General features: G+C 61.0%; 17 protein-coding genes and 1 pseudogene. 9 read left to right on the top strand and 9 right to left on the bottom strand.

Features of this window, described 5'->3' with window-relative positions:
- Nucleotides 1–227: 227 nt before the first annotated feature.
- Genes PI86_RS05840 through PI86_RS05805 form a run of 8 tightly spaced genes read right to left on the bottom strand, consistent with a single transcriptional unit; the run spans nucleotide 228 to nucleotide 7,800 of the window.
- The gene (locus tag PI86_RS05840; protein WP_039319762.1) at nucleotides 228–1,325 is read right to left on the bottom strand and encodes a CaiB/BaiF CoA transferase family protein; all 1,098 of its coding nucleotides are present in this window, start codon (nucleotides 1,323–1,325) and stop codon (nucleotides 228–230) included.
- Nucleotides 1,325–2,356 (bottom strand): phosphotransferase family protein, encoded by a 1,032-nt coding sequence (locus tag PI86_RS05835; protein ID WP_039319758.1) that lies wholly within the window; start codon nucleotides 2,354–2,356, stop codon nucleotides 1,325–1,327. The genes PI86_RS05840 and PI86_RS05835 overlap by 1 nt, the downstream gene beginning before the upstream one ends.
- On the bottom strand, nucleotides 2,353–3,369 hold the full coding sequence (locus tag PI86_RS05830; RefSeq protein ID WP_039319756.1) for a branched-chain amino acid ABC transporter permease: 1,017 nt from the start codon (nucleotides 3,367–3,369) through the stop codon (nucleotides 2,353–2,355). The genes PI86_RS05835 and PI86_RS05830 overlap by 4 nt, the downstream gene beginning before the upstream one ends.
- 3 nt (nucleotides 3,370–3,372) lie before the next feature.
- Nucleotides 3,373–4,245: a branched-chain amino acid ABC transporter permease gene (locus PI86_RS05825; protein ID WP_039319751.1), complete on the bottom strand. Its 873-nt coding sequence runs from the start codon at nucleotides 4,243–4,245 to the stop codon at nucleotides 3,373–3,375.
- A gap of 2 nt (nucleotides 4,246–4,247) precedes the next feature.
- Nucleotides 4,248–4,964 (bottom strand): ABC transporter ATP-binding protein, encoded by a 717-nt coding sequence (locus tag PI86_RS05820; RefSeq protein ID WP_039319749.1) that lies wholly within the window; start codon nucleotides 4,962–4,964, stop codon nucleotides 4,248–4,250.
- The gene (locus tag PI86_RS05815) at nucleotides 4,961–5,764 is read right to left on the bottom strand and encodes an ABC transporter ATP-binding protein (RefSeq protein ID WP_039319746.1); all 804 of its coding nucleotides are present in this window, start codon (nucleotides 5,762–5,764) and stop codon (nucleotides 4,961–4,963) included. Before PI86_RS05815 ends, PI86_RS05820 begins: the two co-directional genes overlap by 4 nt.
- 42 nt (nucleotides 5,765–5,806) lie before the next feature.
- Nucleotides 5,807–6,985 (bottom strand): acetyl-CoA C-acetyltransferase, encoded by a 1,179-nt coding sequence (locus PI86_RS05810; RefSeq protein ID WP_039319743.1) that lies wholly within the window; start codon nucleotides 6,983–6,985, stop codon nucleotides 5,807–5,809.
- Between the two features lie 32 nt (nucleotides 6,986–7,017).
- The gene (locus tag PI86_RS05805; RefSeq protein WP_039319895.1) at nucleotides 7,018–7,800 is read right to left on the bottom strand and encodes an SDR family NAD(P)-dependent oxidoreductase; all 783 of its coding nucleotides are present in this window, start codon (nucleotides 7,798–7,800) and stop codon (nucleotides 7,018–7,020) included.
- Between the two features lie 194 nt (nucleotides 7,801–7,994).
- On the opposite strand from PI86_RS05805, the gene PI86_RS05800 reads away from it, so the two are divergent.
- The 8 genes from PI86_RS05800 (at nucleotide 7,995) to PI86_RS05765 (ending at nucleotide 16,936) form a co-directional block, all read left to right on the top strand.
- Nucleotides 7,995–10,622 carry a LuxR C-terminal-related transcriptional regulator gene (locus tag PI86_RS05800; protein WP_039319739.1) on the top strand — a complete coding sequence of 876 codons (2,628 nt, stop codon included), beginning with the start codon at nucleotides 7,995–7,997 and terminating at the stop codon, nucleotides 10,620–10,622.
- A 131-nt stretch (nucleotides 10,623–10,753) separates the two neighbouring features.
- Nucleotides 10,754–11,977 carry an ABC transporter substrate-binding protein gene (locus PI86_RS05795; RefSeq protein WP_052319376.1) on the top strand — a complete coding sequence of 408 codons (1,224 nt, stop codon included), beginning with the start codon at nucleotides 10,754–10,756 and terminating at the stop codon, nucleotides 11,975–11,977.
- 56 nt (nucleotides 11,978–12,033) lie between these two features.
- Complete coding sequence (locus tag PI86_RS17305) at nucleotides 12,034–12,807, top strand: enoyl-CoA hydratase-related protein (protein ID WP_039319738.1); 774 nt, start codon at nucleotides 12,034–12,036, stop codon at nucleotides 12,805–12,807.
- A gap of 43 nt (nucleotides 12,808–12,850) precedes the next feature.
- Nucleotides 12,851–13,534 (top strand): nitroreductase, encoded by a 684-nt coding sequence (locus PI86_RS05785; RefSeq protein WP_039319736.1) that lies wholly within the window; start codon nucleotides 12,851–12,853, stop codon nucleotides 13,532–13,534.
- Between the two features lie 276 nt (nucleotides 13,535–13,810).
- On the top strand, nucleotides 13,811–14,428 hold the full coding sequence (locus tag PI86_RS05780; RefSeq protein WP_039319734.1) for a TetR/AcrR family transcriptional regulator: 618 nt from the start codon (nucleotides 13,811–13,813) through the stop codon (nucleotides 14,426–14,428).
- Nucleotides 14,429–15,096: 668 nt separating this feature from the next.
- On the top strand, nucleotides 15,097–15,522 hold the full coding sequence (locus PI86_RS05775; RefSeq protein ID WP_039319733.1) for a COG4315 family predicted lipoprotein: 426 nt from the start codon (nucleotides 15,097–15,099) through the stop codon (nucleotides 15,520–15,522).
- A gap of 17 nt (nucleotides 15,523–15,539) precedes the next feature.
- Entirely contained in the window at nucleotides 15,540–16,070 is a 531-nt protein-coding gene (locus tag PI86_RS16140; protein WP_082012148.1) for an RNA polymerase sigma factor, read from the top strand.
- 8 nt (nucleotides 16,071–16,078) lie between these two features.
- Nucleotides 16,079–16,936, top strand: a complete 858-nt coding sequence (locus PI86_RS05765; protein ID WP_039319729.1) for an anti-sigma factor family protein — start codon at nucleotides 16,079–16,081, stop codon at nucleotides 16,934–16,936.
- Nucleotides 16,937–17,161: 225 nt separating this feature from the next.
- Here PI86_RS05765 and tnpC read toward each other — a convergent pair.
- Nucleotides 17,162–17,823 (bottom strand): annotated as a pseudogene (tnpC, locus tag PI86_RS16910) (IS66 family transposase); the annotation flags it as partial.
- 452 nt (nucleotides 17,824–18,275) lie between these two features.
- Here tnpC and PI86_RS05755 point away from each other — a divergent pair.
- The coding region (locus tag PI86_RS05755; protein WP_039319726.1) for a glycoside hydrolase family 3 protein at nucleotides 18,276–19,552 on the top strand (1,277 nt) is incomplete at its 3' end.

Here is a 19,552-nt window from a genome sequence, read left to right as displayed (position 1 = left end):
GGGCCAGCTTCCGTTCAGGCGGCTGCAATGGTTACAACTGCATCACGCCGACGAGTCCAATCGGCCGAAAAATCTGCCTTAACTTCCTAAATCAATCGCACTCCAAATCGTTTTCCGCAAAAAAGCCGCCCGTCAAAGAATGAGAGACGAAAGGCACCACAAGGAATGGAGATTAAGAATCTCGCAATTTCACCATCACTATTTGACGGCTTCAGGCACGGCGCCGCTCACGCTGCACCGGGAAACGCGTTGACACTCCAAGTTGCCAATGCCTCTTGTATCGACACAGACCGAGTTGGCTGCGGTGTCGCGTTGACGGTCCTTGAGAATCGTGGCGCCGGCGCCGGCTGAGCCACACCGTCTACAGTCAGATAGGTCTCGCGGGCAACGTTGTGAGGATGCTCCAGCGCCTCATCCCAATCCAGCACCGGTGCAAAACAGGCGTCAGTGCCTTCAAGCATCTCGCACCACTCTTGTCGAGTCCGTGTACGGAATACGTTTGCCAAGCGCAGCTTTAACAGCGGCCACCGTGCTGCATCCATCTGCTCGTCGAACAACGGGTCATCAATTCCACAAATTGCGAGCAGTTCTGCGTAGAACTGCGGCTCGATCGCACCAACCGCGATGAATTTACCGTCAGCGCAAGCATACGTATCGTAGAAATGGGCGCCACCGTCGAGCAGGTTTTCACCGCGCTGGTTTCCCCATTGCCCCATGGCCCTAAGTCCGTACAGGAAAGCCGATAACAGCGCCGTACCATCCGTCATCGCCGCATCGACGACCTGACCGCGACCCGATCCCTTCGCCTCGAGCAACGCGGCCATCAGGCCGACTGCCAACAGCATGCCGCCCCCACCGAAATCGCCCACGTAATTCAACGGCGGCGGCGGCGCTTCGTCGGGCCGGCCGATCGCGTTGAGCGCGCCGGAGATCGCGATGTAATTGATGTCATGCCCAGCGGCCTGCGACAGCGGCCCATGTTGTCCCCACCCCGTCATCCGGCCATAGACCAGCCTCGGGTTGACCTCGAGGCAGTCCTGCGGCCCCAGGCCCAACCGCTCCATCACGCCGGGCCGGAATCCCTCGATCAGGCAATCGGCCGCACCGATCAACGACATGACCTGTTCCCGCGCGCCAGCTGCACGCAGGTCCAGTTGCACCGTGCGTCGGTTGCGAGTCGTCACGTCACGCGCGTCAGGTGACTGACCGGGCCGCGCGATGCGCACCACGTCGGCACCCAGATCGCCCAATACCATCGCACAGAATGGGCCCGGGCCGATTCCCGCGAATTCCATGACCTTCAATCCTGCCAGCGGTCCGGCCATCATTGTTCTCCGTTGTCGATCGCGATCAAGTCCACCGCATAACGCGCAAAGCGGGACGACAGGCGCCCGACCGCCACGGCGTCGTCGCCGACGGCGTTGCCAGCCTTCGCTCGTGCCGTGATTCCCTCCAGGATCACGGCAAAGCGGAAAAGCGAAAACGCGTGATGGAAGGGCCGAACCGCGTCCCCTCGGCCGCTGGCGGCCAGGTAGGCTGAGAGGTATTCCTGCTGAGCGGGCAGATGCAATGCGTGCAGATCGAGGCCCTTGACGCCCTCGAACACGTCCGGCTCGGTCAGCCACGGCAAGCTGCTGTACGCGGCGTCCGCCAACGGATGGCCCAGTGTCGAGAGTTCCCAGTCCAGCACCGCGATCACGCGCGGCTCGGTCGGGTGAAACATCACGTTGCCGAGGCGGAAGTCACCATGCGCAATTGTCGTTTCATCGCCCGCCGGAATATGGCTCGGCAGCCATTCGATCAGGCGTTCGATATCCGGATTGTCCTGGGTCCTGGACGCCTGCCACTGGCGCGTCCACCGATCGATCTGACGCGCGAAAAAGTTGCCCGGTTTTCCGTAGTCGGCCAAACCGATGCTGGCCCAATCGACGGCGTGCAGTTGAGCCAGCGTCTCGGCCAGCGCGAACAGATAGCTGCGCCGCTGTTCGGGGTCAATCTCGGGCATCGCGTAGTTGCTCATGACCCGACCGTCAAGACGCTCCATCACATAAAACGGCGTCCCGATGATTTCGCGGTCGTCGCAGTACAAGAGTGCATTGGGTACCGGTACGTCTGTCTTGTACAACGCGCGCAGGATACGAAACTCCCGGTCGACGGCGTGCGCCGACTTCAGTAATTCCCCCGGCGGCTGCTTGCGCAGGACCAGGCGCGGCCCCTTTTCGAACGTTACGAAGAACGTCGGATTGGACTGACCGCCTCCGATGCGTTGCAGCGCCATCCGGCCACGCAGCTCCGGCATGCAGGTCCGCAGATAGTCGGCAAGGACAACCGGATCGAACTCGCGTTCGTGGCTCATGCTTGCCCTCCGTCTTGTCGTTGCAGTCGCGAACCTACGCGTGTGATCAGGCCCATTACGCCGCCTGGTAGAACGAAAACGAACAGGATCAATACCAGGCCGTAAATGCCCCAGGCCGCATCCTTGGAAATCGTCTCGGCAACGCTCGGCACGAACATGATGAAGGCGGCACCGAACAGCGCGCCCCAAAGCGTGCCGATGCCACCGACGACCACGCCGACCAGCAGCGAGATCGACAGGAACATCGTGAACGAATCCGGTGAAACGAACTGAACGGCCAGCGCCGACAGCCCCCCGCCGACACCGGTAAATGCAGCGGATACGCCGAACGTCATGGATTTGTAGTGCCGGTTGTCGATGCCCATGGACTCGGCGGCGAGCTCGTGATCGCGGATGGCACGCAGTGCACGGCCCGTGCCGCTGTCGATCATGTTCCGGGCCAGGACGAAGACCATCACCGCCACGACCAGCGCGAAGAGGTACAGATACTGATCGGAATCGAGCGGCAGACCGAACGGCGCATCGGGCTTGGTCAACACGATACCGCCGACGCCGCCGGTCCACGGTTCCAGGTACTTGTACTTCAGCAGCTGCGGCGTCACCACGCCGAGCGCGAAGGTCGCGAGCGCCAGATAGAGGCCCTGCAACTTCAGCGCCGGCCGACCGAACAGGTACCCGACCAGCAGGCACACCAGGCCGGCGGCAGGAATGCACAGCCAGTAAGGAACCGAGGCCTTGTCCATCAGGATGGCAACGGTATAGGCACCGATCGCATAGAAGGCACCATGTCCCAAGGATATCTGGCCGTTGTAACCGGTCAGCATGTTCAGTCCGACCAGTGCGACGGCATAGGAAAGCACCATGGTGATCTGGAACAGGACATACCCATGAGCGATAAACATGGGGACAATCGCGAGAGCCAGCAGAATCAGACTTCGCGGCAAACGGGCACGCTGACTGCGCGCGGGTCCCGAAAAGGGAGCGGGATGAGAGGTCATGGACTTCAGATTCATGGCTTAGACACGTTGTACGATGCGACGACCCATCAGACCCGCGGGCCGTACGATGAGGACGACGACGATAAGAACCAGAGCCACCGAAAGCTTGAGTTCAGTGCCCACAACATAGGTACCGATCAAGTTTTCAAGCACCCCAACCAAGAACCCGCCGATCACGGCACCGACCGGGTTGTCGATACCCCCGATGAGCGCCCCTGCGAACGCATAGATAAGGACGCCGCTCATCATGCCGGGGTCGAGAAAAACCACCGGCGCGACCATCATTCCCGCAACCGCGCCAATGGCACCAGCCAAGCCCCACCCGAGCATGAGCATCCGGCCCACACGAATACCCAACAGACGAGATGACCCTGGGTTTTGTGCAGCGGCGCGCATTGCGAGACCCAGCGTGGTAAAGCGGAAGAAGGTGAACAGTGCTGCAACGATGCACAGCGCAACGAAGATCGTCCCGACCTGATGAGACGACATCAGCGCACTTCCGAACCAGGCATCCTTCGGAAACGGGCTCGGAAACGCCTTGATCTGGCTGCCGAACAGCCAACCGGCCAGGCTATGGAAGATCACCAGGAGACCGATGAAGACCACAACAACGCTCAATTCGGGAGCCTTGTGTAACGGCCGTATCACGACGAACTCCAATGCCGCCCCCATCGCGAAAGACAACGCGATCGTGAGGAAGAACGCCCCCCAGTACGGCACGCCTGCCTGAATCAACGCCCACGCAATGAAGGTCGAGAACATCGCCATCTCGCCTTGCGCAAAGTTCACTTGATGTGTCGCCTGGTAGATCATGACGAGCGCGAGCGCCAGGCAGGCATAGATACCGCCTGTCGACAGGCCGGTTACCAGTTGTTGAATGAAAGACTCCATGCTCACTCTCCGAGGTAGGCGCGACGCACGGCATCGTCGCCGCGCATCGACTCGCTGGTACCGTGCTTGACGATGCGGCCCGACTCGAGCAGATAGGCCGTGTCTGCCAGTTCCAGCGCGATCCGCGCGTTCTGTTCCACCAGCAGGATGGCAACCTGCTGCTCGTCACGGATGCGGCGCATGATGGCGAAAATGTCGCGCACCATCATCGGTGCCAGGCCGAAAGAAGGTTCGTCCAGCAACAGCAACGCGGGGCGCGCCATGAGCGCGCGCGCGATCGCCAGCATTTGCTGCTCCCCACCGGAAAGGGTGCCGGCCTGCTGCGCGCGACGCTCCTTCAGACGGGGAAAGTAGTCGTACATGCGCTCGATGTCCTCCTCGACTGCTCGTCGGTCCTTGCGCGCATGACACCCGAGGTACAGGTTTTCCTTGATCGTCAGCCCCAGGAACGTCCCACGGCCATCAGGCACATGCCCGACGCCGAGCACAGCGATCTGTTCGGTCGAACGGTCTTCGATCTGCTGCCCACGAAACGTGACCTTGCCGCTTGTACGCGCCATGAAGCGGCAGATCGCGCGCAACGTGGTCGTCTTGCCCGCTCCGTTCGCGCCGAGCAGAGCCGTCACTTGACCAGCTTCCACGTTCATGTCGATGCCGTGCAAGACTTCCGACGCGTTATAGCTTGCCCGCAGATCGCGGATTTCCAAGAGCCGAGTCATGCTGCCTCCCCTTCTTCCGGTCCGAGATAGGCCCGAATCACGTCGGGGTGGTTGCGCACATGCTCAGGGCTCCCGTCGGCGATCTTGCGCCCGAAGTTCAACGCAACGATTCGGTCGCACACCCCCATGATCAGACCCATGTGGTGCTCCACCAGCAACACCGTCAGGTTCAGGCGCTTGCGAATGTCCAGAATCAGTTCGCCGAGACCGCTGAGCTCCTCATGGTTCAGGCCGCACGCCGGCTCATCCAGCAATAGCAACGACGGCTCGCTTGCAAGAGCACGCGCCAGTTCGACCCGCTTTTGTGTTCCGAACGGCAGGTCGGCGACGATCCGATGGGAAAACGCCTGCAATCCGACGAGCTCCAGTGCTTCATCCACGCGTGCTTGGGCCGCGCGTTCGGTGCCGACAGCCCCCGGCAGTCGAAGCGCGTCCGCAAGGAAGCCGTTATGGTGATGCGAATGGACGCCGACCAGTACGTTGTCACGCACCGTCATGGTCCGAAACAACGCCAAATTCTGGAAGGTTCTACCCACGCCCAGCTTTGCAATGCGATGTCTCGGCATTCGGGACAACACATGGCCATCGAAGTCGATCGTGCCGCCGTCGCAGCGATAGAGTCGGGACAGGCAGTTGAACAAAGTGCTCTTGCCTGCACCGTTCGGGCCAATCAAGCCACGAACTTCACCCCGACGCACATCGAAACTGACACGGTCCAGTGCCACGATCCCACCGAAGCGCACGGACACACTGTCCACCGTGAGCAAAGGCGCCTCCGCGCGTTCTTGTCTTTGTTGCATCCCAGTCTCCATGGGTGGGCCTGTCCGGCCCTCGGCGCTATATCAGAGGCGCTCGACGATCGTGACGTTCGCCATACCACCGCCTTCGCACATGGTCTGAAGGCCGTAGCGACCACCGCGCTGTTGAAGGACGTTGATCAGCGTGGTCATCAACTTGGTTCCCGACGCGCCCAACGGGTGGCCCAGCGCGATCGCGCCGCCATTGACGTTCAGTCGATGGGGATCCGCACCGATCGCTTGCAGCCAGGCCAAAGGCACCGGAGCAAATGCTTCGTTAACCTCGTAGGCATCGATGTCCTGAATTTTCAGACCGGCCTTGCGCAAGGCAATCTCGGTCGCGGGAATGGGTGCCTCGAGCATGATGACCGGATCGTGGCCCATCACCGACATGTGATGCACGCGTGCGATGGGTTTGAGCCCAAACGTCTTGAGGGCGCGTTCGCTGACGACCAGGACGCCCGCGGCACCATCGCAGATCTGACTGGCATTAGCCGCCGTGATGACGCCGCCTTCCTGCAGCAGCTTCACACCAGCGATGGCTTCGAGGGTTGCATCGAAGCGGATGCCCTCGTCTGCGGCATGCATTTCACCTGTGGCACCGCTTTCCTTGGTACGGGCATCCAGCGCGATGATCTCGCGCTCGAAACGCCCCTCTCGCGTTGCCACGGCAGCACGGCGGTGGCTCTCAAGCGAATACTCGTCCAGTTGCCGCTTGGTCAGTTCGTACTTCCGGGCGATCATCTCGGCGCCGGAGAACTGGCTGAACTCGACGCCGGGGAATTGTTCGTCCATGCGCGGACTGTTGTATACGCCCAGGCCGGCCTTCCGCGGAAGTTCGCTGGGCGTGAACATCGGCACGCGGGTCATGCTCTCGACGCCCGCTGCAATCACACAGTCCATGGTGCCCGACATCACGGCCTGCGCCGCGAAATGCAGAGCCTGCTGCGACGAACCGCACTGCCGGTCGACCGACGTCGCGGGCACCGAATTCGGCAGCGTGGATGCCAGCACGGCGTTGCGGGCAATGTTCATCGACTGCTCGCCGGCCTGACCGACGCAGCCCATGATCACGTCCTCGACTGCAGCCGGATCGATCCCGGTGTCCGCCACCAGGGTGTCCAGGACGACGGACGCCAGGTCGGCAGGATGCCAGCCCGACAGGCGACCATTGCGACGGCCGCCTGCGGTGCGGCGGGCAGCGACGATATATGCTTCAGCCATGAATGCTTCTCCTACGGTAATAAAGGAATTGGTCAGCGGGGCGCCATGCGAATCGCGCCATCGAGGCGGACGCACTCGCCGTTGAGGTATCCATTGGTAATCGTGATTTCGACCATCTGAGCGAACTCGGTCGGCGAACCGAACCGTTTGGGGAACGGAACCGAAGCAGCCAGTGCGTCCTTCACCTTGTCGGGTGCGGCCTGCATCAGCGGCGTGTCGAAGATGCCGGGGAGAATGGTGTTGACACGGATACCGTCGTCCATCAGGTCGCGGGCGATCGGCAGCGTCATGCCTACGATCGCTGCTTTCGACGCAGCGTATGCCACCTGCCCCATCTGGCCATCCTGCGCGGCGACCGACGCCGTGTTGACGATTACGCCGCGCTCTCCGTCCGGGCCCGGGGGCAAACCGAGCATTCCTGCTGCAGACTTTGCTGCACAGCGAAAGGTCCCGAGCAGGTTGATCTGAATGACCCGCTCGAAATCCTTCATTGGAAAGTGTCGCCCGATACCGGTGGTCTTGTCGCGACTCGCCGTCTTCGCGGGGTGGCCAATACCGGCGCAGTTGATCATGATGCGTTCCTGACCGTGTACAGCACGCGCTCTGGCGAAAGCTGAGTCCACCTGCTCATCGGACGTTACGTCCACGGAGCAGTAGATCCCACCGATTTCGTTGGCCAAGGCTTCACCAAGTTGGGCGTTGAGATCGAACACGGCGACTTTGACGCCGCTGGTTGCCAGACGACGAGCCGTTGCCGCCCCGAGTCCGGAAGCGCCACCAGTCACAACGGCAGCAATAGAAGAGTCAAGATGCATAGGTGAGAGCAATGTCTGCTGGACGGCCATCCGTCCACTGCGATTCGTAGTCTAGGGACGCACTTGGTGCGATACCATCGTCGGAAGAGACGAGTGCACGCCGGACCTTCACACGCAACAATTCGACACATCCCAGTATGCGATCCACTTCTGCGCCCCCAGTGTCCGCCTATCCCCCCCACCAGACCACGCCGATGATTTCACTTGCCAAGCTGGCACCATTGGTGCAACGCGCGGCTGAGGTGAAGCGCGCCGGCGTCGCCGGCCGACTCGCTAACGCCGGCGCAGTCAAGTTGATCCTCGTGCGCGCCCCCGCCGGATTCGGCAAAACGATGGCAATGGTCCAGATCCGCGAAGCGCTCGAAGATCGCGGGGTGGCGACGGCCTGGCTGACGCTGGACGCCGCCGACAACGACGTGCCGCGTTTTCTGGCCGGCTTGTCAGCCGCACTCAGCCAAATGGGCCTCGAGCGAGGGGCCTCTGCGCAGGATCCGCTGGCTCAACTGGTTTCGGAACAAACCCCCTATGCGTTGTTCTTGGACGATTTCGAGGTAATCCGGGAAGGAGGCGTGCTCGGCCTGGTGCGAGAGTTGCTGGAGCAGTTGCCGCGCAACGGCCAAGTGATCATCGGCTCGCGCAACCTGCCCAACCTCGGCGTCGGTCGTCTGCGCGCGCGGGGCCTGCTACTGGAACTCGAAACGGATTCGTTGCGTTTCTCGCCTTCGGAGGCAGCTGAATTCTTTAGGCTGCGAGGGGCCGAACTATCACTGGAAACGCTGGACCGCGTCCTTGGAAAGACGGAAGGCTGGGTAGCGGCCCTTTGGCTGCTATCGCTGGCGCTGCAACGTTCAGACCAATCCACGGATGTCGTCGCGCGACTGTCCGCATCGGACCGCGATGTGGCCGACTATCTCACCGAAGAGGTGTTCTCTCAGCAAGAGCCCGTAGTTCGGGAGTTTCTGCTTCGCACCAGCGTGCTGCATCACCTTAGCGCGCCCGTGTGTCAAGCGCTGCTTCCACAGGTCGATTGCGATGCCATGCTGCAGTCGCTGCACCGCGGCAATGTTTTTCTTATCCCGGTGGAGGATGCGCCCGATCTGTTCAGGTACCACAGCTTGTTCGCGGACTTCCTGCGCCGTCAGCTCGAGCGGGAACGCCCCGACGATGCCGCGCGCCTGCACCTGTCCGCCTCCGGCTGGTACGAGTCGCAGCAGCGGCCCGTGCCCGCAATCGACCACGCCATTGCCGGTGGCGACTATCCGCACGCGCTGGAACTGCTCGAGCACCATGCGCACGGACTCCTCGAACAAGGCCGCATGCGCCTGCTCGACCGCTGGTTTACCACGATCACGCCCGAATTGTTGCGCGCTCGACCACGGCTGCAGGTGATCGCGGTATGGGCACGTTGCTTCAGTCAGGGCCCGTGGACCGCGATGAAGTGGCTCGAAGAATCAGGCTGCCAGGAAAGCGACGAACCGCAGGTTCAGGCCCATGTCCGGGCACTCCTTCCGGTGCTGCTGGCAATGATGGATCGCTACGAAGAAGCCAACGAAGCCGGGCATTCCGGCCTGACACGACTGCCGACCGGCAACGCGTTCGTCGACAGTGTGCTGCTCAATGCGATGGCCCATATCCTGTCGGTTATCGGGGAGCGCAAGGAAGCGCACCGCTTCCTCGAGGACGCACGCCATGCCCAGGCAGACGGAGCCTTCAACCGGATGTACACCGAGACCGTTGGGGGAATGCTGGACCTCCGCGAAGGTCACCTGCGCCAGGCTACGGCTCGCTTTCGCATGGCGGTCACCGCTACGTCGAGCACCTCTGCCTACAACTACGCACATGGCAATGCCTGGGCCGGCGTACCCTATGCGGGGGCGCTTTACGAAGCCGACGACCTCGTGGCGGCCGAACGCCTGCTGAACGTCTACCTACCCTTGGCGAGGGATGTCGGGCTGCCCGACCACATGATCTCCAGTCACCGCTTGCGCGCGCGCCTTGCGTTCTTGCGCGGCGAAGTAGACACCGCGTTCCTTACGTTGACAGAGCTCGAATACCTGGGCCATCAGCGCCAGTTGCCACGCGTCACTGCCAGCGCAAAGCTGGAGCGTTCGAGACTTCTGACGTTACAAGGCCATGCTGTTGCAGCGCGCGAGGAACTGGCCCGGGCCCTAGCGCTGGACGCCCTCAATTCCGATACGAAACCCGCACAAGACGTCGATGATTCATTCATCGCACAGATGCGGCTTGATCTCCATGCTGGCGATCCCAATGCCTTGGTGCAGCCCCTAGAATCCCAGTTGCGACTTTCCCAGCAGTCCGGCCGCCAGCATCGCGCCCTCAAGCTCCGCCTGTTTCTGGCTCTGGCCTTCTTTCGCAATGGTGACGTGGGTCGAGCGATGAACTGGGCGAATCCGCTCCTGCAGGAAACCTGTCGCGAGGGATTCGTCCGCTTGCTGCTGGATGAAGGCCCCATCGTGGCGCCGCTCCTGCATCGCATGCAATCGGGTTCGGTGGACTCCGTTCAAGACCCGATCCTGCAGGAGTACATCCAGCGTCTGGCCGACCGCCTGGGTCCGGTCGGCACCGACGACGAAGCCGACACCGGCCACGCTGAATCCGGGCCCACCGAACCGCTTACGCGCAAGGAGATTCGCGTTCTCCAACTGCTCGCTGAGGGCTACTCCAATACTGCGATGGCCGAAAAGCTGTTCATTTCCGACAGTACCGTACGCACCCATCTTCGCAACATCAACACCAAGCTCAACAGCCGCAGCCGCACGCAGGCTGTGGCGATCGCGCGCCGGTTGGGCATCGTCCGCTGAGCAGCTTGTCAGCGGACGTGCAATTCGTCGCTTCCGACGATGGGGTGCCGGCTGCGCCGCACCTAGGATGCCAAGGGACTACTAGCAGAAAAAACCCAGGTGCATCTGCACCCCGCATCCCAGGAGACACCATGACCGTCCGAATCGACCGCAGAACGTTTATCGCATGCCTGGCCGCCGCTTCACTGACGCTGGCCACGACCGAGACCTACGCCCAGAAGAAATATGATCCCGGCGTCACCGATACCGAGATCAAGATCGGCAACATCCTGCCCTACTCGGGCCCGGTGTCGGCCTATGGCACGATCGGCAAATCGGCTGCGGCCTATTTCGCGAAGATCAACGCCGAAGGTGGCGTCAATGGCCGCAAGATCAATTTCATCTCGGTTGACGATGCCTATACGCCGTCCAAGACGGTCGAGCAGGCTCGCAAACTGGTCGAACAGGATCAAGTACTGGCGATCTTCCTGCCGCTCGGAACGGCTAACAACCTCGCGATTCAGAAATACCTGACGATCAAGAAGGTGCCGCAACTCTTCGTCGGCTCGGGTGCCACGCGCTTCGGTGAAGTCAAGCAGAACCCGTGGACCATCGGCTGGCAGCCCACCAACCACGCCGAGGCCGTCGCATACGCACAGCACATCCTGCAAACCAAGCCGAATGCCAAAGTCGCGATCCTGATGCAGAACGACGACTTCGGCAAGGACTATTACCAAGGCATCGTCGACGGCCTGGGAAACAAGGCCAAGTCGATGGTGGTCTCGTACCAGACGTACGAGACGACCGATCCTACGGTCGACAGCCAGATCGTGTCGATGAAGGGTTCGGGCGCCGATACGCTGATTCTGCTGACCACGCCGAAGTTCTCGGCCATGGCGATCAAGAAGGCGGCTGAAATCGGTTGGCAACCGACTCGGTATGTCGTCAGTTCCGCCAGTTCCGTGGGCACGGTTCTCAAGCCGGCTGGCTTTGGCGCGTCCACGGGCGTGATCAGTGCGACCTATCTGAGGGATCCGACGGATCCGGCCACGAAGGCAACGAAGGAGTACCAGGATTTCGCGGCCTTCATGAAGCAGTACTACCCTGCGGGCGATGTGTCGGACACGCTGAACGTGCTCGGCTACTCGATTGCCCAGACGCTGGTGCAAACCTTGAAGCAGGCGGGCGACAACCTCACGCGAGAGAATGTGATGAGGCAGGCGCTGAGCCTGAACGTGACCCTGCCGATGCTTCAACCCGGGATCAACGTGCAGACGTCGCCGACGGACGCCTATCCGATCAAGAAGCTGCAGTTGATGCAATTCAACGGCACGCGCTACGAGCTCATGGCCGGCGTGTTCGGCAGCGGCAAGTAACGTCGCTGGAGTTTCGCGGGCGCCGTCCGGCGGCGCCCGCTCCGCGGAGAGCAACTTTGGATTTCCGATTTGAGCGCATCGAATCCGGTGCCGTCTTCACCATTACCCGTCCCGATCGGTTGAATGCACTCAATCGAGTCGTCTGGGACGGACTGGAGTCTTGTCTAGACGCAGTGGAACTGGATCGCACGCGATTTCTGCTGATTACCGCCGAAGGAGAAAGTGCCTTCAGCGCCGGTAGCGATCTGAAAGACAACGCTATCGAGACGTGGGATCAGCAAGCCAAGAAGAACGACCGTATTCGGAATCTGCTGCTGCGACTTTCACAATTACCATTGTTCACTATCGCTGCGATGAATGGTACGGCGTTCGGCGGAGGACTGGAACTCGCCCTCGCGTGCACCGTTCGGACCGCGGTGAAAAATGCCACGTTCGCGATGCCGGAAATTCGCCTGGGCGTGATGCCGACCTACGGCGGGACTCAATTCCTGCCGGCCGTCGTCGGTCGCGCGCGCGCGGCCGAATTGATGCTGACCGGACGAGTGCTGGATGCTCAGGAAGCCCTGATGTGGGGACTCGTGAGCTACGTAAAAGAAGACCGCACTGCCCTGCTGGACCATGCGATCACGCTAGGGACCGATGTGGCAAAGTTCAGCACCATCGCGTATCAATGCATCCTCGACAGCCTTCCCGCGACCGACGGCTCTGCCGACCAGGCAGGGATGGATAGAGAGGCCACACAGATGCGGCGTGTGCTCGAAACCGACGACGCGAAAGAAGGTATTGCTGCTTTCCTCGAGAAACGCAGACCGGTCTTCAAAGGCCAATAAGATTCCCCGACACGAACACACGCGCGCATGCGCGATAGAGTCCATGACAGACACGCCCCTTTTCGACGCTCTGCAATCCGTTCTCGACGCTCGATTCAGTTGCCGCGGCTATCTCTCCCAGGAGGTGCCCGCCGAAACGATCGCCGCGATTCTCTCGATTGCACAACGCACGCCGTCCTGGTGCAATTCTCAGCCGTGGCACATCATCGTCACTCGGCCCGCCGCCACGAATCGGCTTCGCTCCGCGCTACAGGCAGCATCCGCGTTACCCAACGATCAGTGGGAAATCGCGCCGCCTGCGGAATACCGTGGCGTGTACCGCGATCGCAGGCGCACCTGCGGGTTGCAGTTGTATGAGAGCGTCGGTATCACCGCGGGAGACCGGGAGGCTTCCGCTCGCCAAGCCGAAGAGAATTTCAGGCTGTTTGGCGCGCCACACGTGGCCGTCATCACGACCGAAGCGCTGCTCGGAACCTACGGTGTTCTCGATTGCGGCGCATACGTGAACAACTTCATGCTCGCTGCAGCAAGCCTTGGTGTGTCGGCGATCGCGCAAGCCGCCCTTGCGTCCAAAGCGCACGTCCTGCGCGAGATCCTGTCCATCCCGCCGGAGCGACGCGTCGTCTGCGGCATCTCCTTCGGTTACGCTGATCCCTCGCATCCCGCGAATGCATTTCGAACCGAAAGGGCCCCGCTGGATCAGGTTGCCACATTCGTCACCGAGTAAGCCACCAATTGGTTCGTTATCCGGGTGGCCACCTGGATAACGAGCTCGCACTCGCAACAGCGCCTCACCGAAGCCCATGCCTCGTGATGCCGGGCAGGCAATACCTCGCCCGGGAAGACTCACTGAGTTCAGTACTACCCGAAAGTATAGATTCGACGTCGTGGTAGTATCCGCCATTTGCATACCGCGGCTACCGTCACCGTGTTTCGATCTGCTCTTGCCTTGTGCAAGGCAGACGGTCACGGAGGCGGACACGACGGATCTGAGGGAGTCTTCATGGGCGCTACCGCTTCACCGTGGAAGAAGGCTGAAGCTCGCGAAAGCGAGAGAGAACGCAAACGGCTAGCGGTTCTTCGAACCGCAGCACGTCTTTTCAATGAAAAGGGGTTTCATGCATCGTCTCTGGATGAGGTCGCCGAGCGGCTCCATATAACGAAGCCGACGGTCTATTACTATGCAAAGAACAAGGACGAAATCCTGTTCGAATGCGTACGCATGGGTCTGGACATGATGCAACAGGCGATCCGCAATATCACGGTGACGGGGGGCAGCGCAGTCGAGAAGTTTGAAGCGGCCATGCTCGAATACGCCAAGATCGTCACGATGGATTTCGGCATGTGCGTCATTCGCACCGGAGAGGAATCCTTGACTCCGGAGAACCGGGTCAAGCTTCGCAGGCTCAAAGCAGACATCGATCACGAGTTCCGGACTCTTCTCGAGAAGGCCATTGAGGAGAAAGCCTTCGCCCCTATCGAGCCCAAGCTTGGTGGCTTCGTTGTCGCAGGCGCGCTGAGCTGGATTGGCCGCTGGTATCGTGAAGACGGAGAAATGACCGCAGAAGAAATCGCTCGCCAAGCCACTTCCATCTTGTTGAATGGCCTGCGAGCACGATGAAGTCGTAGCCGCTGAGCAATCTCGGTTACTGGGCCGAACCCCGCCATATCCGCCTCTACATCCAGTGACTGTTGTCAGTTGACCGTGTCGCCGCGGATGCAGAGCGTGTGGGACACGTCGCGTAACGGCTGGAAGGTCGTCTCGGGCGGAACAGTCTATGTCGGCGTGTCGTCGCGCGATATCCGGCTGCAGGGCAGTTGAGTAACCAAGCCCGAGTTTCGTGGTGAACGGAACCTCGCCGCGTCCCGCGTTCATGATGCAATAACTTCGATCAGGACGTCCCGCTTTGAGCGGGGAAAACGGGACCGTTCCCATCGCATTCAATCCGTGCAGTTCGTCTTCTTCCGCATGTCCCGGCGGACTACCTATCGCAATGCGCAGCCTCGCGCTTCCTCTGAGTGCTCGCCCTCAAGGCCCCAGGATGCTCACGTGATCTGGGCATCCTGCACAGCCGATAACGCGTTCGAGACCACACACGACGGGCGGAGGTTGGCTGAAGGGAGCGCCTAATACTGAGAAATGCGCGTCAACTACAGTCAGCGATACAAGCGGCCGACGTAGCATCTCGCCTGGAGGAAAAAAATAGAAGGAGTGGAATAAATGCGCTCCGCCGCGCGTTTACTGCGTGATTCGGCGTGATCGATACGCCCCACTACCAAGGAGAAGAAGTGAGCCAACGCAAGTCCTTTCCCCTCTCGATCGCACGGCAGTTGATTGCCGTCGGCGCAACAGCTGCCGCCCTGACCCTCAGCGGTTGCGCAAGCCACAACGTCGAGATGTCGTCGGCCCCAATGTCGGTCAAAACGACTGATGGTGTCCTGACGGACGCTCGCGGAATGACGCTGTATACCTTCGATCGCGATACGGTCGCTGGCAAGAGTGCATGCAGCGGCAACTGCGCAATCAAGTGGCCTCCGCTGACAGCCGACGAAACCGCCAAGGCTGGGGGTGACTACACCCTAATCGTCCGCGACGATGGTAAGAAGCAATGGGCCTATCACGGTAAGCCACTCTATCTCTGGTCGCTGGATAAGGCGCCTGGTCAGGTCACGGGCGATGGTTTCATGAACGTCTGGCATACCGCAAAGCCGTAAGCACACCTCACCCATCAATGTCAGACCTCGCTGAGCGCTTGATCGCGCTCTCTCCAAGACTTCGGCGGTATGCACGCGGTCTGACGGGCGATGCCGCCCGCGCCGACGACCTCACCCAGGACACGCTGGAACGTGCCTGGCGCTTTCGCTTACGCTTCCAGCTATCGTCGACGCTCGGTGTCCAGAACGATAACGACGGACTGTTCCGGTGGCTATTGACGATCATGCATCGTCTGCATCTGAGCGCAGTGCGTCGTCCAGACCGAGTGGAGACTACAGACATGCCGCCTGAGATCGCTGTGGACGACGACCCAAGCATACGCCGCGATCTCCTGCGCGCACTCGCGTCGCTGCCTGATGATCAACGAAAGGTGCTGCTGCTGGTGGGACTCGAGCAACTTGCTTATCGCGAGGCTGCCGTGATTTTGGGAGTACCGCTAGGTACGGTGATGTCGCGATTGTCACGAGCACGCGAACGCATGAGGGCAGCGCTCGAAGGTACGCCAGTGCCATCAAGCGGTCGCAGCATACTACGTCGCGTAAAATGAGTTCGATCATGCCCGCTACTTCTGTTCACGTCGACGATCTCAACGCATATGCAGACGGTCGCTTGTCGGCCGCGCGCCAGCAAGCGATCGAAGCATATCTTGCGGCGAACCCTGATGCCGCCACCCACGTAGCAGCCTGGCGTCGGAACGATGCACTACTGCGTAGTGAACTCGATTCGCTCCTGAACGAACCCCCGCCACAGCATCTCATACCATCATCAATCCTCGTGGCGGCGCGGAAGGCGCGGTGGTCCAGCAATGCCAACGTTCAAAGCAGGCTGAGGATATTGGCAATGAGTATCGGGTGTCTTGTTGTCGGTATCGGCGCAGGTTGGATGGGGAGAGGCGCCCTAAATGAGTCAGTCCCGATGCAGCGTTTTGCAAATGATGCGCTCGTATCTCACGTTGTATATGCGCCAGAACGCAAACACATGGTGGAAGTTCCAGCCGGCGATGAAGCTCATTTAGTCGCATGGTTGTCGAAGCGACTTGATGCCCACTTGTACATTCCCGATCTGACTCCGCTGGGTTACCGATTAATCGGGGGGCGCCAGACTGTGGCAGCCGATGCCCCGGCGGCCATGCTAATGTATGAAGACAAAACCGGCACACGCATCTCGGTCCAGTTGCGCCGCATGCCGAATGACCAAGACACCGCCTTCCGTGTCGAGATGTTGCCGCCGGACATCGGAGTCCGGGTCGCAGCGTTTTCTGAGATTGATCGGCCACGCCCTATGGCATTCTATTGGGTAGACCAGGGCCTTGGGTTTGCAGTATCCGGGCCACTGGCGCGCCCAAAACTGTTGGCCGTGGCGCAGGCTGTATATCAGCAGTACTCGCTACATCTCACTGCGCGGGAGCGCTGAACATGCGTTCTCGATAGCAGGTTGACCCCGAACGTATCAGGGCATGTCTTCCACCCCATTCAAATAAGAATACAGACGTGCGATGGCCACTTTGTGAATATCCATGGCCTTCTGCGCCGATAGTCAAGAAACAAGTCTCCTCCACTTTCGCAGCGATCCAATTCACCTCGTAAGCACTCGATCAGCACGGCAGCGTAGGTCGTTGACGGTAGGAGAATCGCAATGCTAGCGGATGAGCTCGGCGTGAGCAGTAGACGGCAGTGACGGCGCCGCGTTCCACGGCAACAGCTCGTCGATGCGGTTGATCGAATGGTCGGCGATGCGCTCGAGCACATAGGCGAGATACGCCTCGGGATCGAGGCCGTTCAGCCATGCCGGGCCGATCAAGCTATACATTTCGGCGGCACGTTCGCCAGCGGAGTCGGCGTCGGCGAAGAAGTAATTCCGTCTGCCGAGGGCGACGCCGCGCAGTGCTCGCTCGGCGATCAGGTTGTCGATCTCCGCACGCCCGTCGCTGCAGTAGTAGATGAACGACGGGCAACGTTTCAGCTGCGTACCGAATCGCCTTGGTCGTGTCGGATTTCGCAGAGAGCGTGGCAAGCATCGCTTCACACCACCGCTTCATGTCGTCAAGCAGCGGCACCGCTCGCGCCTGGCGCACGCTACGTCCTTCATCAGGTGGCTTGCCGCGGATCTGCTCTTCGAGCTTGTAGAGCCGCGCAGATCCGGCGCAGCGCCTCTTCCGTCACGTCGTTGGGACGCACGGCATGCAGATCGCGGCTCTTACGGCGCGCGTGCGCCATGCAGGCAGTTTCCTGGACGCAGTCGTGGCGGTACAACTCAGCGTAGCCAGCGAACGCGTCCGCCTGCAGCACGCCGGCGTCGTCATCGAACGTTCCTAGACGGGACTGGTCTCGCGCTTACAGTAAGTTAGCGATGTGCACCGGCATACTTCCTAAGAGCGTCCCGCACGGGTACTTCTTACTCTTCCACGCGACGTAATCGGCAACGACGACCGTCATTTTTTCGCCGGTCCACCACGAAAAATAAAAAACCTACTCGTCAGTAGAAATACCATTGCCGTAGCGAGACTACACACCTACCATTGGCCACTGCAGAGAATCGCTACATCCGATTCGGCAACGCCGGGCGGCCCGTACGTAGGCACCCGCGTCAACCGTTCGGACTTAACCGGCCGTAGCGGCTCCTCGCCTGATCTGGCATGCCGACGCCACATCACCCCGCATTGTCAGCCGAATGCGTTCGATGCGAATCCATCGGACGCGTGCAACTCCAGAACCTCATTCGAACAACGAGCAACATCAACACGGAGAGAAATATGCGGAACAAACTCTGGCCGGCCGCCGTGCTGGCAGCGATCCTCTGCACCAACGCCTACGCGGCCAACGCTGACTTCAACTCACAGGGCGATGTCACCGACGCGTTCGCGTCGTCCGCGGCGCAGCAACGCGCCGACCTGCTCGTGCGAAACATGACATTGGACGAGAAACTTCAGTTCATACATTCGCAATACGGAATGTTTCAGGTTCCCGGAGGTGGTGCAGGCTACATCCAGGGCGTGCCGCGGCTCGGCATTCCCGATCTCGACATGGTCGATTCGGCAACCGGTTCCGGTAGCGGCTGGCAAACCAGCTCGACGTTCCCAGCGACGATCGCCGTCGCCGCGAGCTGGGATCGCCGATTGTCGTACGACTACGGAAAGCAGGTCGCGATCCAGTTGCGCGCGCAAGGTTTCGGCATGGGGCTCGGCGGCGGCACCAACCTCGCGCGCGAGCCGCGCGGTGGTCGGCTGTTCGAATATCTCGGCGAGGATCCACTGCTTGCCGGGGACTTGCTCTCGGAGCGGATCCGGTCCACTCAGCGACAAAAAGTCATCGCAACCATCAAGCACTATGCCGGCAACGAACAGGAACATAACCGTTACGGCGGCAATAGCCAGATCGACGAACGTACGCTGCGCGAGCTATACCTCCTGCCGTTCGAGATCGCCGCGAAGCGCGGGCAGCCCGGCAGCGTGATGTGCAGCTACAACCGCCTGAACGGCACGTACGCGTGCGAGAGCAATCACCTGCTGAACGACGTGCTGAAGAACGAATGGGGCTTCCAGGGCCAGGTGCAATCCGACTGGGGTGCGACGCACAGCACCGCTGCCGCGATCAACGCCGGGCTCGACGAGGAAGAAGACGTCGCACCAAGCACGTACTTCACGCCAGCCGCCGTGAAGCAGGCGATCGCGAACGGCTCGGTGTCAACCGCGCGGCTCGACGACATGGTGCGCCGCAAGCTCTCAGTGATGATCCGTGTCGGCGTGATGGACGATCCGGCCAAGGGCGGCGGCACGATCGATTTCGCAGCCGCGAACCGGTTCGCGCAGGGCGTCGCCGAGCAGTCGATCGTACTTCTGAAGAACGACGGAAACCAGTTGCCGCTGGCGGCGTCGGCGCTGTCGCACATCGCCGTGATCGGCGGCCACGCCGATGCGGCCGTGCTGTCCGGCGGCGGCTCCGGTAATACGCGCGTTCCAGAATCAGGTTCGTTCGCGGGCTGTGGCGGCCTGACATTCGGTTCGTCAACGGGCTGCAGCTGGTGGCGCAA

The sequence above is a fragment of the Burkholderia sp. A9 genome (assembly GCF_000801975.1).
The sequence above is the reverse complement of the archived record's forward strand: the minus strand, read 5'-3'. Positions and strand labels throughout refer to the sequence as shown.

What these genes read in the sequence shown, in the direction of transcription:
- PI86_RS05840 (WP_039319762.1), bottom strand. Translation starts at nt 1,325, where the DNA reads ATGGCCGGACCGCTGGCAGGATTGAAGGTCATGGAATTCGCGGGAATC.
- PI86_RS05835 (WP_039319758.1), bottom strand. Translation starts at nt 2,356, where the DNA reads ATGAGCCACGAACGCGAGTTCGATCCGGTTGTCCTTGCCGACTATCTG.
- PI86_RS05830 (WP_039319756.1), bottom strand. Translation starts at nt 3,369, where the DNA reads ATGAATCTGAAGTCCATGACCTCTCATCCCGCTCCCTTTTCGGGACCC.
- PI86_RS05825 (WP_039319751.1), bottom strand. Translation starts at nt 4,245, where the DNA reads ATGGAGTCTTTCATTCAACAACTGGTAACCGGCCTGTCGACAGGCGGT.
- PI86_RS05820 (WP_039319749.1), bottom strand. Translation starts at nt 4,964, where the DNA reads ATGACTCGGCTCTTGGAAATCCGCGATCTGCGGGCAAGCTATAACGCG.
- PI86_RS05815 (WP_039319746.1), bottom strand. Translation starts at nt 5,764, where the DNA reads ATGCAACAAAGACAAGAACGCGCGGAGGCGCCTTTGCTCACGGTGGAC.
- PI86_RS05810 (WP_039319743.1), bottom strand. Translation starts at nt 6,985, where the DNA reads ATGGCTGAAGCATATATCGTCGCTGCCCGCCGCACCGCAGGCGGCCGT.
- PI86_RS05805 (WP_039319895.1), bottom strand. Translation starts at nt 7,800, where the DNA reads ATGCATCTTGACTCTTCTATTGCTGCCGTTGTGACTGGTGGCGCTTCC.
- PI86_RS05800 (WP_039319739.1), top strand. Translation starts at nt 7,995, where the DNA reads ATGATTTCACTTGCCAAGCTGGCACCATTGGTGCAACGCGCGGCTGAG.
- PI86_RS05795 (WP_052319376.1), top strand. Translation starts at nt 10,754, where the DNA reads ATGACCGTCCGAATCGACCGCAGAACGTTTATCGCATGCCTGGCCGCC.
- PI86_RS05785 (WP_039319736.1), top strand. Translation starts at nt 12,851, where the DNA reads ATGACAGACACGCCCCTTTTCGACGCTCTGCAATCCGTTCTCGACGCT.
- PI86_RS05780 (WP_039319734.1), top strand. Translation starts at nt 13,811, where the DNA reads ATGGGCGCTACCGCTTCACCGTGGAAGAAGGCTGAAGCTCGCGAAAGC.
- PI86_RS16140 (WP_082012148.1), top strand. Translation starts at nt 15,540, where the DNA reads ATGTCAGACCTCGCTGAGCGCTTGATCGCGCTCTCTCCAAGACTTCGG.
- PI86_RS05765 (WP_039319729.1), top strand. Translation starts at nt 16,079, where the DNA reads ATGCCCGCTACTTCTGTTCACGTCGACGATCTCAACGCATATGCAGAC.